The organism is Devosia elaeis (assembly GCF_001650025.1).
Lineage (GTDB): Bacteria > Pseudomonadota > Alphaproteobacteria > Rhizobiales > Devosiaceae > Devosia > Devosia elaeis.
On sequence record NZ_LVVY01000100.1, the window covers coordinates 33,793 to 48,682 of the forward strand.

General features: G+C 64.8%; 11 protein-coding genes and 1 other RNA gene. 9 read left to right on the forward strand and 3 right to left on the reverse strand.

Annotated elements, in window-relative coordinates:
* Positions 1-79: 79 nt before the first annotated feature.
* The 7 genes from A3840_RS13825 (at position 80) to A3840_RS13855 (ending at position 4,638) form a co-directional block, all read left to right on the forward strand.
* Positions 80-586 carry a GNAT family N-acetyltransferase gene (locus A3840_RS13825; protein ID WP_067457883.1) on the forward strand — a complete coding sequence of 169 codons (507 nt, stop codon included), beginning with the start codon at positions 80-82 and terminating at the stop codon, positions 584-586.
* On the forward strand, positions 583-1,101 hold the full coding sequence (locus A3840_RS13830) for a dihydrofolate reductase (protein ID WP_067457886.1): 519 nt from the start codon (positions 583-585) through the stop codon (positions 1,099-1,101). Before A3840_RS13825 ends, A3840_RS13830 begins: the two co-directional genes overlap by 4 nt.
* Before the next feature lie 63 nt (positions 1,102-1,164).
* Positions 1,165-2,265 carry an FtsH protease activity modulator HflK gene (gene hflK / locus A3840_RS13835; RefSeq protein ID WP_067457889.1) on the forward strand — a complete coding sequence of 367 codons (1,101 nt, stop codon included), beginning with the start codon at positions 1,165-1,167 and terminating at the stop codon, positions 2,263-2,265.
* Positions 2,266-2,267: 2 nt separating this feature from the next.
* Positions 2,268-3,377 carry a protease modulator HflC gene (gene hflC, locus A3840_RS13840; RefSeq protein WP_067457892.1) on the forward strand — a complete coding sequence of 370 codons (1,110 nt, stop codon included), beginning with the start codon at positions 2,268-2,270 and terminating at the stop codon, positions 3,375-3,377.
* A 57-nt stretch (positions 3,378-3,434) separates the two neighbouring features.
* Positions 3,435-3,789: a transfer-messenger RNA gene (ssrA, locus tag A3840_RS13845) on the forward strand.
* A 108-nt stretch (positions 3,790-3,897) separates the two neighbouring features.
* Positions 3,898-4,383: an SspB family protein gene (locus A3840_RS13850; RefSeq protein ID WP_067457895.1), complete on the forward strand. Its 486-nt coding sequence runs from the start codon at positions 3,898-3,900 to the stop codon at positions 4,381-4,383.
* A 12-nt stretch (positions 4,384-4,395) separates the two neighbouring features.
* Positions 4,396-4,638, forward strand: coding sequence for a ribbon-helix-helix domain-containing protein (locus A3840_RS13855; RefSeq protein WP_067457901.1), 243 nt, complete (start codon positions 4,396-4,398; stop codon positions 4,636-4,638).
* On the opposite strand, the gene A3840_RS13860 is transcribed toward A3840_RS13855, so the two are convergent.
* Both A3840_RS13860 and A3840_RS13865 read right to left on the reverse strand, forming a co-directional pair.
* Positions 4,604-8,227, reverse strand: a complete 3,624-nt coding sequence (locus A3840_RS13860; RefSeq protein WP_067457904.1) for an AsmA family protein — start codon at positions 8,225-8,227, stop codon at positions 4,604-4,606. The two genes, A3840_RS13855 and A3840_RS13860, sit on opposite strands and share 35 nt — an antisense overlap.
* A 137-nt stretch (positions 8,228-8,364) precedes the next feature.
* The gene (locus tag A3840_RS13865; protein ID WP_067457908.1) at positions 8,365-10,524 is read right to left on the reverse strand and encodes an esterase-like activity of phytase family protein; all 2,160 of its coding nucleotides are present in this window, start codon (positions 10,522-10,524) and stop codon (positions 8,365-8,367) included.
* Between the two features lie 206 nt (positions 10,525-10,730).
* On the opposite strand from A3840_RS13865, the gene A3840_RS13870 reads away from it, so the two are divergent.
* Positions 10,731-13,064, forward strand: coding sequence for an ATP-dependent helicase (locus tag A3840_RS13870; RefSeq protein WP_067457913.1), 2,334 nt, complete (start codon positions 10,731-10,733; stop codon positions 13,062-13,064).
* Between the two features lie 176 nt (positions 13,065-13,240).
* Here A3840_RS13870 and A3840_RS13875 read toward each other — a convergent pair whose 3' ends face one another.
* A complete protein-coding gene (locus A3840_RS13875) occupies positions 13,241-13,531 on the reverse strand; it encodes a putative quinol monooxygenase (RefSeq protein WP_067457916.1) in 291 nt (96 codons plus the stop codon).
* Positions 13,532-13,648: 117 nt separating this feature from the next.
* Between A3840_RS13875 and A3840_RS13880 the strand changes: the two genes are divergently transcribed.
* Positions 13,649-14,518, forward strand: a complete 870-nt coding sequence (locus A3840_RS13880; RefSeq protein WP_067457927.1) for a 50S ribosomal protein L11 methyltransferase — start codon at positions 13,649-13,651, stop codon at positions 14,516-14,518.
* The last annotated feature ends 372 nt before the right edge of the window (positions 14,519-14,890 follow it).

Here is a 14,890-nt window from a genome sequence, read left to right on the forward strand (position 1 = left end):
CCAACCTTGGGGGCATGCCCGCGACAGCGGGAGCCCTGTCTGCTTAAAACGGAGGTCCCCGCCTCGCGGGGATGACAGTGTGACATCAGCGAGTACAGGCAATAGCCTCACTATCCGTCCGGCCATTGCCGAGGACGCCGCCACAATCATCGGCTTCATCCGCGCGCTCGCCGAATATGAAAAGCTCGCCCATGAAGTGGTCGCCACCGAAGCGGACATCGCCCGCGACCTGTTCGGGGCCGATCCCAAGGTGTATTGCGAAATCGCCGAATGGGAGGGCGCGCCTGTCGGCTTCACCCTCTGGTTCTATACCTATTCCACCTTCCAGGGCCGGCATGGGATATGGCTGGAGGATCTTTATGTAGACCCCGCCATGCGCGGTAAGGGCATCGGCAAGGCGCTTCTGGTCGATCTCGCGCAACGCTGCGTTCGCGAGGGATTGGGCCGTTTCGAATGGTGGGTGCTGGATTGGAACGCACCGAGCATCGATTTCTACAAGAGCCAGGGCGGCGTCATGCAGGACGAATGGACCAAGGTTCGCGTGGAGGGCGAGGCGCTGGCGAAGCTGGGGCAAGTCGGATCATGATCGTTTCCCTCATCGCCGCTGTGGCGCGCAACAATGTCATCGGCGCCGACCAGACCATTCCCTGGCGCATTCCCTCCGACTTCGCCTGGTTCAAGCAGACCACGATGGGCAAGCCCATGGTCATGGGTCGCAAGCAGTTCGAGACCTTCCCCAAGCCCCTGGCCGGCCGCCCCCATATCGTGGTGACCCGCCAGCGCGATTATGCGCCCTCAGGCGTCACCGTGCGGCACAGCCTGGCCGAGGCGCTGGAAACCGCCCGCGCATTGGCGGCGGCCTCCGGGACGGACGAAATCATGGTGATCGGTGGCGGCGACATTTACGCGCAGGCTCTGCCCCTGGCCGACCGGCTCTACATCACCCATGTCGATCTCGCCCCAAAGGGCGAGGTTTATTTTCCGCCCATCGACCGCGCGATCTGGCGGATTGTCGCCGAGCCGGAGGTGCCGCGTTCCGAAAGGGATGGCGCCGCTTATGCGATCCGCATCTATGAGCGCCTTCACGGCTCCGCGCATTGATCGCGCGGCCGCCTTGCTTATATATGGCAGCACAGTTTTCTCTTAGACACCGAAAGGAATGCGATGCCTTGGGAGAATAATGGAGGCGGAGGTGGCCGCAACACAGGCGGCCCCTGGGGCCAGGCTCCGGGAGGGGGCGGGGGCGGCCCACGCCGTCCAGGCGGGAACAATACTCCCAATCTCGAAGACATCCTCAATCGCGGCCGTGACCAGTTCAAGGGCGGTGTCCCCGGTGGTCGCTGGGCGATCGTCGGCGGCGTGATCGCGCTGCTTGCCTTCTGGGGCGTCAATTCGGTCTACCAGATCAGCCCGCAGGAAGTCGGTGTCGAGCTGCGCTTCGGCAAGCCCAAGCCCGAGCTGTCCGGCCCGGGCCTGCATTTCATGCTTTGGCCCGTCGATACGGTCGAGCGCGTGGTCACCACCGTCAACCAGACCCAGATCGGCGTGCAGAATGCCAGCGGCTCGCGCGCCAGCGCCAGCGACGGCCTGATGCTGTCGGGCGACCAGAACATCGTCAATGTCCAGTTCTCGGTCTTCTGGTTCATCAGCGACCCCACCGCTTACCTGTTCAATGTCCGCGACCAGGATTCCCTGGTTCGCTACGCAGCCGAAAGCGCCATGCGCGAAGTGGTCGGCCGTCGCCCGGCCCAGGAAGTCTATTCGGACGACCGCGCCGGTATTCAGGCCGACGTGCTGCGCATCACCCAGTCGACATTGCAGGCCTATGGCCTGGGCGTGACGGTCAGCCAGATCCTGATCGAGAACGCGAGCCCGCCGGCCGAAGTCATCGACGCCTTCAACGAAGTGCAGCGCGCCCGGCAGGACGAAACCCGCCTGCAGGAAGAAGCCCGTTCCTACGCCAATACCCTTCTGGGTAATGCCCGTGGTAATGCCGCCGCACTCCGCGAAGAAGCGGCCGCCTACACCAACCGCGTGGTGCAGGAGGCAACCGGTGAGGCCGAGCGCTTCAATTCCATCTATGCCGAATATGTCAATTCGCCGGACGTGACCCGCAAACGCCTGTTCCTGGAAACCATGGAAGAGGTGCTGGGCGGATCGGAAAAAGTCCTGATCGAGAATGGCGCACAGAATGGCCAGGGCGTCGTGCCCTATCTGCCGCTGCCTGAACTGCGTTCGCGCGCAACCAGCTCGACGGGGAACTGACCATGACGAATCGTCTCTTCATCATTGGTGCCGTCATCGTCGGTGCGCTCTACGTCCTGTTCTCCTCGATCTATATCGTGGACGAGCGCGAACAGGCCATCGTCATGCGCTTCGGCCAGATCACCGATATCCGCACCGAACCGGGCCTCTATTTCAAGATCCCGACCGATATCGTGGACAGCGTGCAGATCGTCGATGACCGCCTGCTCCGCTACGACATCGCCAATATGCGCGTGCAGGTCTCGGGCAACGCCTTCTACCAGGTCGATGCCTTCCTGACCTATCGCATCGCCGATGCACGGCTGTTCCGCGAGCGCGCCACCGGCCAGCTCTCGGTGGCCGAGGCCCGTATCGGCGCCAGCCTCGATGCGGCTTTGCGCCAGGTCTATGGTCTGCGTGAGTTCACGGACGCCCTCTCCGACCAGCGCGCCCAGATGATGCAGGAAACCCGCGACCTGATCCGTCCGGATCTGGCGGAACTGGGCCTCGACATCGTGGATGTCCGCATCCTGCGCACCGACCTCGACTCCGACGTCTCGGCCACGACCTTCGAGCGTATGCGCGCCGAACGTCTCGCCGAGGCCGCCCTGCTCCGCGCCCGCGGCCAGGAACAGGCGCAAAGCCTGCGCGCCATCGCCGATCGTCAGGCCGTGGAAATCGTCGCTGCCGCGACCCGCGATGCCGAAATCATCCGCGGTCAGGGTGACGCCGAGCGGAACCGCATCTATGCGGCCGCCTATGGACAGGACGCCGAATTCTTCGAGTTCTACCGCTCGATGGAAGCCTATCGCCTGGCCCTGCCCAATTCCGGCACCACCATGGTCCTGTCGCCCGAAAGCGCCTTCTTCCGCTATTTCGGTTCGGACGGCGAATTGCCGGCGGCCAGCACCACCTTCAGCACGCCGCTGCCGCCCGCCTCGACGGTCGAAGTTCCGACGACCACCGACCAGCCGGCCCTGGACGGTCTCGGCATCGAGGAAACGGTGGCGCCGAGCATGACCCTGGAAGACGGCTCCCAGCTCGAGCCGACCCAGGGCACCGAGGCTCCGGCCCCGGTCGAGGACACTCCGCCCGCACCGGCGCCCGAGCCGGCACCGGCTCCGGCCCAGTAAGCGGCCGATCACGAACAGAGGGCCGGCGCCTGGCGCCGGCCCTTTTCTTTCGCCGATGCATTTGCATCCCGGCCGGGGCTCACCTATATAGGGAATGCCCGCAAGGGCTATGGCGATAAACGGTCATTGTAATAAACCCATCGGACCCGGGGGCAGTACCCGGCGTCTCCACCATCTTCCCCTCCGGGGAAGCCAATGGGGACGAAACAGGATCGACGAGGGCGTAAAGAGTGTGCTTTTGCCCGGTGAGGTACCACCGTTATCGGTCCGAAACTTATAGTTGCTAATGACAACAATAAGGCTCCGGTCGCTCTCGCCGCGTAAGCGGTGCTAGCACTGGGAATTAAAGTCCTCCGCTCCTAGCCGGGCGGCAGGCGGGGTTCGCAGGCACCTGGCAACAGAAGCCTGCACTTCATTTCCATTCTTGTTCGCCCCTGGCGCCTTTCTCCTTGAATTCTCATGGAACGTAGGGCTGATATGGGCCGTTCGGATTCTCGGGATATACGGAGCAGCTTGCATCATGGCCGAAGACCACATGCGATACGACATTCTCGCCCAGGAAGCCCTGCGCGGCGTCGTGCGCAAGGTTCTGGCCGAGGTTTCGCGCACCGGACTGCCCGGCGAGCACCATTTCTTCATCTCCTTCGCCACGCGGGCGCCGGGGGTGCGGATTTCCGAAGAATTGCTCAAGCAGTACGACAAGGAAATGACCATCGTGCTGCAGAACCAATATTGGGATCTCAAGGTCTCCGAAACCGGCTTCGAAGTCGGCCTGAGCTTCAATGGCCAGCCGGAAATTCTCGTCATTCCCTTCGCCGCCATCAAGGGCTTCTTCGATCCCTCGGTGCAGTTCGGGCTGCAATTCGACCCCGCCACCGCACCGCGCGAAGACGAGACTATCGAAGCCCAGGCCGATGCGGCCACAGAAGCCGTCGCTGAAGGCGCCGAGCCCGAGACCCAGGGCGAGAAGGTCATCAGCCTCGATGCCTTCCGCAAAAAGCCCTGATCCGGACCACAGATGGAAAAGCGCTCCTTTTCCATAGCGGGACACCGCACCTCCATCGCCCTCGAGCCGGACTTCTGGCAAGGCCTGGAAGCCATGGCCCAGGCCCGCGCCCTGAGCCTGGCCGGCATTGTTCGTGAAATCGACGAGACCCGCGAGACGACCAATTTGTCGTCGGCCGTGCGGCTCGCCGTTCTGGCCTGGTATCGGGACCGGCCCGAAATCAGTTCGGCGGCAGAAGCTGGATCGGCTGGTTGACGCCGCTGCCGAAAGGCTGGTTCACCCCAGGCTGAAAGCCCAGATCGAGCGGCGCTGACGGAGCCGGCTCCGGCGCGACGTTCTCTTCGAGCAGACGCCGCTCCTCCTCCAGCCGCCGCGCCTCTTCCTCCGCCGCCCGCCGCGCTGCCTCCTCGGCCGCCTGCCGGCGCTGTTCCTCGGCCAACCGGTTTCGCGCCTCGGCCGCCGCGCGCTGCCGCGCTTCGTCCTCCAGCCGCAACCTGTCCAACCGCTCCAGTTCGAGCTCATTGGCCCGCACCTGGATGGCCGCGACCATCTCGGCCAGATCGAGCGTGACCAGGGGCGCCAGCAGCGTCCCGCCGATCCGGGCGACGATGCGGGCCGTTTCGGGCTCGATCAGCCCATCGGGATCGCGATAGTTCCGCGGCGTCAGCACGAAATTGCCATCGAGCCCCAGGCGCGCCAGGGCCAGATTGAGGCTACCGGCCAGCCGCCCGCCCTCTCCCTCGATGATCAGATTGGCGATGCGCGCCGCGCCACCGGCAATGGTGAAGGCCCCCCGCGCCTCGTCGGCGGCGAATGCGCCCTGCGACAGGGCCAGGCCCATCAGCGTTTCCAGCGCGTCTGCATCGATGTTCAGCGGGTCCTCGATACCGGCCAAGGTGGGGAAGATCGTGGGCGTCAGTCCGCTGGCCTCGAAATCGGCAATGGCGAAATTGCCCTCACCGGTCATGCCGCGCATGATTTCGGCCAGGCTTTGCCCGCTGCCCTCGAACTGCAGCCCGGCATTGAGCCGGCCGCCAAGCCCCTGCCCCGGATTGGCCGGCGCCAGCGCATCGATATCGACGCCGGCAATCGAGACGCGCCCCGAGAGGCTCCGCTCGGCCAAGGGCCCCGAACAGCATTGCACCAGGCTCAGTTCCAGCGAACCATCACCCACCTGGGCCTTCAACCGGTCGATGGCGATATTTTCCGGCGTCCAGGAATAGTTGAACTGCATCTCGCCCAGCAGCCTTTGGCCATTGGCGATGACGGCATCGGCATTGATCGCGATATCGCCGCGCGACGGGCGCGGCGCGCCAGTGCCGGCCAAGGGACCTTCGGGCCACAGATCATCGCCCGGAATGGCGACGGCGGCCTCGCCGAACAGGGCCATGGCCAGGGCTGTGGCGTCGACGGCCTCCGTTTTGAGCGCGCCGGTGAAAGCCGGCAATTGGCCCAGCATCTGCATCGACAGCGCGCCGGAGAAAACCGTGTCGCCGCTGACCCCGGCGATATTGGTGAAGGAGAAAGCGCGGCGGCCGGAAAAATCCAGTGCGGCGGAAGCGTCCAGTCCCGGCAATCGCGCGCCTTCCAGGCCCGCCAGCGCCGCCAGGCCGCCGGCATCGTCGAGCAGCATGTCCAGGCTGCCCTGGCCGCTGACCTCGCCATTCGCCGCGATCCTGACGTCACCGAAATAACTGATCGACTGCCCGCCCTGGCTGATGGAGGCCCGGCCATTGAAACCGTCCGGCCCGCGCCCCTCCAGGAACAGGCTGCCCAGAACGGCTCCGTCACCGGCGAGCACGGGCGCATCCCTGAGCCCGAACCGCTCCTGGGCGGCAATACCGTCCTCCGCTTCCAGCGAAGCGACCAGCCGCAGATCGTCCCTGGCCAGACCCGCCAGGCCGCCCGCCATTTCCGCGCGCAGGTCGAGCGCCGCCCCGCCCAGCGTGCCGCCCAGAGTCAGCACCTGCCCGCCTGTCGCGGCATCCGAGAGGATGAATTGGAGATCACCCGGCCATACCCCCGCAAGCCCCTCCTGCCAGGCATAGGGCATCCCGGCCATTTCGTAGATCGCGGCCAGCCCCTCCGCCTCGGCGGAGCCGACGGCCAGTTCGCCAGAGCCGGTGACCAGCGGTTCGGCCAGATTGCCGGCCAGCCGCAGCGCGCCATTGAGCGACACCCCGCCCCAATCGCGCATCGACACCTTGGCCAGGCGCAGATCACCCGGCGACCACTGCCCCTCGAGCGCGACGTCGCTGCCGGCCAGGCCCAGCACGTCCAGCGCCTGGGCCGTCAGCGAAAAGCTGCCATGGGGAAAGCTGGCGCCAAAGCTACCATCATTGGCGCCGTCGGGCAGCAGCGCCAGCAGACGCGCCGTTTGTGTCGCGTCCAGCGCCCCCAGATGCAGCACGCTGTCCAGCCGCCGTTCGGCGCCGAAGCCGAGGCGAATTTCGACGCCGTGCGATTGCCCGGCAAAGTCGAAGCGGCCATTGCTGAGCCCGAACGCATCCCCCGCCAGCATGAGCCGCCCCGTGAGCGCCCCCGGCGTATTGAACAGCACATTGCTTTCCGCCGGACGGCGCCAGAGTTGCGCCAGGGCGTCGAGCCGCTGCGCTTCCAAGGAAAAATCGCCCCTGAAGGCGGCGCGGCCTCCTTCATTGGTCACCCGGCCCGAGAGGCGCAGTTCGCTATCGCCGGGCAGATGCGCCACGGCCTGCTCGATCTGCCAGCCCTCCCCATCGGTGGTGGCATCCAACCGCAGGTCCCGCAGCGAAAAGCCGCGCAAACCGATCTCGGCCAGGTCGATATCCAGCGTGCCCGGCAGGGGCGGCACCGGCGGCGGCGGCAATTCGGCGAGCAGGCGAACCAGTTCATAGGGCAGTTCGGCCGGCACTTCGGTGGCCGGGCGCGGCGGCAGCGAGAAAACACCCCCCGACATCAGCGCATCGAAACCGGGCCGGGCCCCGAGCTGAATATTGGCCGAGCCCGTCAGCCGCATGCCTGCCCGGTTCTCGTCGGGATGCAGGGTATAGCCCGAGAGCACCACCCTGTCGGTCGATAGCGCGACGTCGCTTTCCAGCACCAGCGCACCCCTTATATCGTCGGCGGCCTCGGCTTCCGGCGGGGTCTGGCGATAGACGATCTTGCCCTCGAATTTCGGCGCCATGCCGGCGCTCAGCATGCCTTCGGCGGTCAGCGAATAGGCGCCGCCCGCTTCCCGCAGAAAGGCCGAGACGCGATTGGCGCCCGTTGCATCGCTGGCCGCCGCGTTGAAGCGGATCTCGTAGCGGCCGCCGTCATAATCGGCACCGCCCTGAAACTGGAAGGGGCCGGAAAAACTGGAAAGCCGCAAATCGCCATCGATGCCAGTGGCCACGAACATGTCGTCGGCGCGCAGATCGGTCAGCCTTATGCTGCCATCGGCGACCCGGGCATGCCCCAGAACCACGCTGCCGCCCGCGCCCGACAGGTCGACGCCGCTGCTGAACAGGCCGTTCTCGTCCAGCACCAGATCGATCACCGGCCGTACGAGGCGCAACGCGGTGACGTTGTAATTGTCGCGCAGGAAATCGAACAGCGCGAACTCCGCCTCCACCGAGCCCACCCGCGCCGATGGCGATTCAATATCGCCCACCACGACATCGGAAAATTCGAGGCGTGGCCTGGGCAGGAGCGAAAAGGCGATATCGCCCCGAATGGTCACATCGGCGCCCAGCACATTGCTCGCCAACACCTCCATACGGTCGCGATAATCGCTCCACTGGATGAAGAGCGGCGCGATGAAGGCGCCGGCCAGCACCACGATGGCGAAAATGCCGACCACGATATAGATGCGATTGAGCACTGTGCGCGTTCTGTTCCGGCTGAAAGTGCGGTGAGTGTAGGCACTTGCGGCCTGCGCGCAAGTCGGATGAGGCGGATTTGAGCAGACGAAACGGCCGGGCTCGCGCCCGGCCGCACCAAGGATCGAGGAACGAGGCCTTAAAGCGAACCGATGCTCCAGAAGAAGGTTTCACCCGAGCTGTCGTCCACCCCGTCATTGTCGGTGATGACATAGCCCACGCCGTCGGCGTCGATGGCGAAGCTTTCCACCTTGTCCAGCACATAGCCATTATTGGCGGCGAGGTCGGGGATGAAATCGCGGACCAGTTCCTTGCTCACCAATGGCAGCTCGCCACCGAGCTCGGCCGGCACCAGTTCGGCCAGCGGCACACGGTACAGGGCCTTGAGCTGCGCCTTGTCGCCGATCTGGTTGTCGCGCTCGACGATATAGGCGTAATCGCCATGAATGGTGATTTCGCTGAGGCCGACCCAGGCGCCCTCGGCGGGCGTTTCGAGCGGATAGGCCACCGCGCCCCAGGTCTTGGAGGCGGGCTTATAGGCCAGCAGCTTCACTTGCCCGGCGGGGTCGTCGCCCCATTCGCGCTGCATCGCGATCCACAGGGTTTCGTCCTCGCCTTCACCGGTCCGGGCAATGCCTTCGGCACCGAAGCGCTTTTCGTCGGCCAGCAGCGCCGCCGGGAACGGCACCTCGGCCAGAATCTTGCCATCGGCATCGACACGATAGAGCGCGTGCGGGGTCAGCTTGGCGCTGTCGCCTTCCGAGGCCAGCCAGAAGCCGCCCGCGCCATCCAGCGTGATGCCTTCCAGATCGAGCTTCTGCGCCGCATCCCCGCCACGGGTCACGATGGTCTTGGCAATGATGCGGGCCGGCTTTGCCGTGGCGTCGATCGTATAGATCGCCGGCTCGGCGGACAGCACGCTGTCGCTGACGGCATAGAGCAGGCCCGGCTGCTCCGCATCGGCCACGGCGCCGGAAATGGCGGCCCAGCCCAGCGGCCGGCCATCTGCGTCGAGATCGGAGACGAGCTGCGGATAATTCGGTTCGCCTTCGGCCAGTTCATAGACCATCACATGCGAGCCCACGCCGCCATCTGCACGCAAATCCACCTCATTGGCAGTGGCGAGCAGGTTGCGGGCAGGAATGGCGACCAGGCCTTCGGGCGAGATGCCGGAGGGCAGCGCCTGCACGAATTCGGGCTCGGCGCCGGTATCGCGATAGACGGCGATCAGCGAGGAGCGTTCCTCGGCGACGAAGATATAGCGTTCCTCTCCGAAGGTCGCGACCTCGAGGCCCTCGGGCTCCACGCCCTTCTTGTTACGGTGATCGGGATAATGACCGAGCCGGGCCGCGACATGGTCGAGCTCGTTGCCGCTGTCGAACAGCACTTCGCCCGATTTCGACAGGATCGAGAAGCCACGCGAGCCGCCGTTCCAGTCGCCCTCATTGGCGATGACCAGGCGATCGTTGTCGAGCCATTTCACCGAATCCGGCTCGCGCGGCACATCGCTCTGGCTGCCGGTGAAGCGCAGGGCGCCGTCCTTCTTGGTGTCGACGTCGCTGACCGAAGCCAGGCCCGCCGAGAAATGGCCGGTGACCGTGCCGCTCTTGCCGTCGATGATGACGATGTAATTGTTTTCCTGCAGCGTCAGCGCGATTTCGTCATTGTCGTTGAAATCGACGAATTCGGGCTCCGGGTCCTCGCCGAACACATCGGCCAGCCCGGTGACATCGACCGTCTTGAGGCTTTGTGCCGCCACGTCGAAAATCACGAGAAAGCCGGCCGGCATCTGCGGCAGGCCGCCATCACCGGCATCTTCGTCGCGCTCATTCTCGATGGCGACGGCGATCAGCGTTCCGGCCTTGTTGCGCGCCACCGAATCCGGCTGGCCGCCCAGATCGTATTCGGCTTCTGCCGTGCGGCTGGCAATGTCCACCACCACCAGCTTGCCCGAGGGATCGGTGTAGCTTTCGGAGGTATTGACGCCCACATAGGCCTTGTCGCCGATGATTGCCACCGAGGTCGGCTCGCCCTCGATCGCCAGGTAGCCGGCCGCCTTGGGGGCCTTGGGATCGGTGATATCGACAAAGCCGATGCCGCCACCGGGGCTGTCGGAATAGATCAGCGTCATGCCGTCTTCGCTGGCGGTGATGATCTCGGACGAGGACGCCTCGGCGTCGAGCGCATTGAGCGCGACCGGAAAGCTGGCAATGCGGTTGAAGCTCTCGGCGGCGAAGGCGCCGGCCGTCGACAGAAGCAGCGCGGCGCTGAGCGCGGCGAGGCGTTTGCTGGCAATCATCTGGTGTTCCCCTGGAAAGATGCCGCCTCCGCTTAGGGGGCGATCAAAACGCTTCGATGACGCTTGCGTGACGCCTATGTGACACCCGCCGCTTCTGTACAGGAGCGGACGCGATCCCTATATTGCGCAGGAGAACAAAATAAGATTCGTCAAGCCTGGCCGCCGGGAAGCCCCTTTCCCGGCATGGCCCGAAACATAAAGCACGCATGGCCGATACCGCCCCTCTTCCCCGCCCCCAAGGCGGGCCGATCACCAGCCAGCTTCATCGGCGCGAACCCGACTATCTCGCCGGGCTCAACCCCGAGCAGCGCGATGCCGTGCTGACCACGGAAGGGCCGCTGCTGGTGCTGGCCGGCGCGGGCACCGGCAAGACGCGCGTATTGACGACCCGCATCGCCCATATGCTCAACCAGCGCCTGGCCTGGGGCAGCCAGATCCTGGCGGTGACCTTTACCAACAAGGCCGCCAGCGAGATGAAAAAGCGCATTCACGAGCAGGTGCCCAGCCTGGACGGCCTGCCCTGGATGGGCACGTTCCACTCCATTTCGGCGCGCATCCTGCGCCAGCATGCCGAACTGGTGGATTTGAAACCCACCTTCACCATCCTGGATACCGACGACCAGATCCGCCTCATCAAGCAGCTTCTGGAGGCCGAGAATATCGACGAGAAGCGCTGGCCGGCCCGCCAGTTCGCCGGCATGCTCGACGCCTGGAAGAACCGCGGCCTGCTGCCCAAGGACGTGCCCGCAGCGGACAGCGGCTATTTCGCCAATGGCAAGGGCGGCAAGCTCTATTACGATTATCAGGCGCGGCTGAAAGTACTCAACGCCGCCGATTTCGGCGACCTGCTGCTGGAATGCATCCGGCTGTTCCGGGAAAATCCCGAAGTGCTGGCCGAATATCACCGCAAATTCAAATATATGCTGGTGGACGAATACCAGGACAGCAATACCGCCCAATATCTGTGGCTGCGCCTGCTGGCCCAGGGCAAACCCGCCTCAGAGGCCAATATCTGCGTGGTCGGGGACGACGATCAATCCATCTATGGCTGGCGCGGCGCCGAAGTGGACAACATCCTGCGCTTCGAGAGCGATTTCCCCGGCGCCAAGGTGATCAAGCTGGAGCGCAATTATCGCTCCACCGCCAATATCCTCAAGGCCGCCTCCACCGTCATCGCCTTCAACGAGGGGCGGCTGGGCAAGACGCTGTTCACCGATGTGGCCGATGCGGGCGAACCGATCTCCTTCACCCAGGTCTATGACAGCGAGGAAGAAGCGCGCCTGGTCGGCGAGGAAATCGAGCAATATCAGCGCCAGGGCGAGTCCCTCAATTCCATGGCCATCCTGGTTCGCGCCTCGTTCCAGATGCGCGAACTGGAAGAGCGCTTCATCACGCTCGGCCTCAATTACCGGGTGGTCGGCGGCCCCCGCTTTTATGAGCGCAAGGAAATCCGCGACGCGCTGGCCTATCTGCGCCTCGTGGCGCAGCCGGCCGACGATCTTGCCTTCGAGCGCATCATCAATGTGCCCAAGCGCGGCCTGGGCGATTCCACGGTCAACATGCTGACAGCGACGGCCCGGCACCAGCAGGTGCCGCTGCTCAGCGCCACCCGCCTGATGGTGGAGACCGAGGACCTCAAGCCCAAGCAGCGCACCACGTTGCGCAACCTCGTCGCCCAGTTCGACAATTGGGCTCATCGCGCCGAAAGCCTGCCGCCATACCAGCTCGTCGAGCAGATTCTCGAAGAAAGCGGCTATATGGACATGCTGGCGGCCGACAAATCCGTCGAGTCCCAGGGGCGCAAGGAAAACCTCAAGGAACTCAGCCGCGCCATGGAGGAGTTCGAAACGCTGGGCGGCTTTCTCGAACATATTTCCCTGGTCATGGACCGCGACAATGCCGACGCCAGCGATGCCGTGACCATCATGACGCTGCATTCGGCCAAGGGGCTGGAATTCAACACGGTCTTCCTGACCGGCTGGGAAGACGGCACCTTTCCCAGCCAGCGCTCCATGGACGAGAGCGGACGCGCCGGCCTCGAGGAGGAACGGCGCCTTGCCTATGTGGGGATCACCCGGGGCCGCAAGCGCGTGCGCATCTCGGCCGCGCAGAACCGCCGCATTCACGGCCTCTGGCAATCGGCCATTCCCTCGCGCTTCATCGACGAATTACCGCCCGACGCGGTGGAGGTGACCGATCGCGGCTCGGCCTATGGCGGCTATGGCTATGGCGGTGGCGCCGCCAGCCGCTTCAACAAGGCCGATCCGTTCGAGAGCGTCTACGAAACCCCCGGCTGGCAGCGCGCCCGCGCCAACCAGGCCAACCGGCGGGGCTCGGGCCCGCTGACCATCGAAGGCGACCTCGTGGCCCGTTCGGTCGATCTCGGCAACCAGTCCAGCAGCTACGCCCTGGGCGACCGCGTCTTCCACCTCAAATTCGGCTATGGCGAGATCATGAGCATCGAGGGCAACAAGCTGACCATCGATTTCGAGAAGGCCGGCACCAAGAAGGTGCTGGAGAGCTTCATCAGCAAGGGGTGAGGGTGCGGAGCATCTGGCGCTAAAGCGGTTCAGGTTTGCTCCGGAACTGGTGTTCAGAAGACCTCATGGTGAGCCTGTCGAACCACGAGGTCGGGCGGGCCGGGGATTGGCGTGCCACGCCCTCGTCCTTCGACAAGCTCAGGATGAGGTCTACTGATGTTTCTGAGCGAAATCCGCTAAATCCCCACGCCGCCCATCGGTTCGGTTTCGAACCTCTGGTCGAAGCCGGCGATCAATGGCCTGGCCCTGGCAATCGTCGCCTGTACATGCGGCAGGTGCAGCGAGGCGGCGTGCTGCTCCTGGCTGTCCCAGACTTCGGTGATCCAGATACCGTCTTCGCTGGCCGGGTCGCGCGCGATGACATAGGAGCGGCAGCCCGGCATGGCTGCATTCCCCTCCAGCATGATGCGCAGCAGGTCCTCGCGCTTGCCCTCTGCCGCCAGCATGCGCCCGATCAATCCATACATTGCCGCCTCCTCCTTTCGAACAAATGATGAACAGTGCCAAGGTGCGCGTCAAGGCCCGCCATTGACTTGCCCTGCCCTGGTGCAGCAATGAAGGCCGAACGCAGCAGAGGCCCGCCCATGTCCGTCGATCAGCTTTCCGTTTCCCTCACCAAGGAGCAGGCCTATGCCCTGGTCGATGCCGTTTCCGAGCGCGACGAGCTGGCCCTGACCGCCTCGGCGCATGAAAACGAGGAGACTGGCGAATGGGTGTTCGAAGCCACCTGCGACAGCCCGCCCGATCTCGCCGCCTTTTCCGAACTGGCGCGGCAGGTCCTCGGGGGCGAGGTGACGTTCTCGGTCGAAACCATCGACCCCGAGGTCAATTGGGTGGCCAAATCGCTCGAGGGCCTCGCCCCGGTCATTGCCGGCGGCTTCTATGTCTATGGCAGCCACGCCACCGAGCCGGTGCCCGAACACCTGACCCCGATGCGGATCGAGGCGGCCCAGGCCTTCGGCACCGGTCATCACGAGACGACCACGGGGTGCCTGGAAGCCATCGAAATGGTGCTGCGCAAGCGCACGCCCAGCCGCATGATCGATATCGGCACCGGCACCGGCGTTCTGGCCATTGCCCTGGCCAAGCGGGTGGACGCGAAAATCCTCGCCACCGATATCGACCCGATCGCCGTGACCACCACGATCGACAATGCCAATGACAATGGGGTCGGCGCGCAGATCGACACGATCGAAGCCACCGGGCTCGACCATCCGGAAATCGCCGGGCGCGCGCCCTATGACCTGATCGTCGCCAATATCCTGGCCGGGCCGCTGACCGAACTGGCCCCCGGCATGGGCCGGATCGCCCAGCCTGGCGGCCATGCCATTTTGTCCGGTATCCTCAATACGCAGGCCGATGGCGTCATCGCCGCCTATGAGGCCGCCGGCTTCGCGCTGGTGGACCACCTCAAGCGCAAGGACTGGACGACGCTGGTTCTGCGGAAGGGGTAGAGCAGTTTATCCGTAGCGGAGTTGGTGCTCCCTGCCCCTTTCTCGGGGCGGAGCTATCGCATATGGGCCGACAAGATCGAGGGGGCCATCCCCCCTTCCCATCCCTCCCCGCAAGGGGGAGGGTGACGGGCCGGCGTATGAGACGCAAATGCTGCCCCACACTGGATGCGACACCTCCCCCTTGACGGGGGAGGATGGGAGGGGGTGCCGGCCCGCACGAGGCACCCGGCTACACTCCCCATTCCGGACATGCCTATGCGCCGCCCGGCCTTTCGGCTTGCGGTTTCACGGTAACGAACGGCCATTGGCCCTATCGAAACACAACAGAACGAGCCAATGGCCGTTCGTCACGAAACCGGATTTTCCCACGGG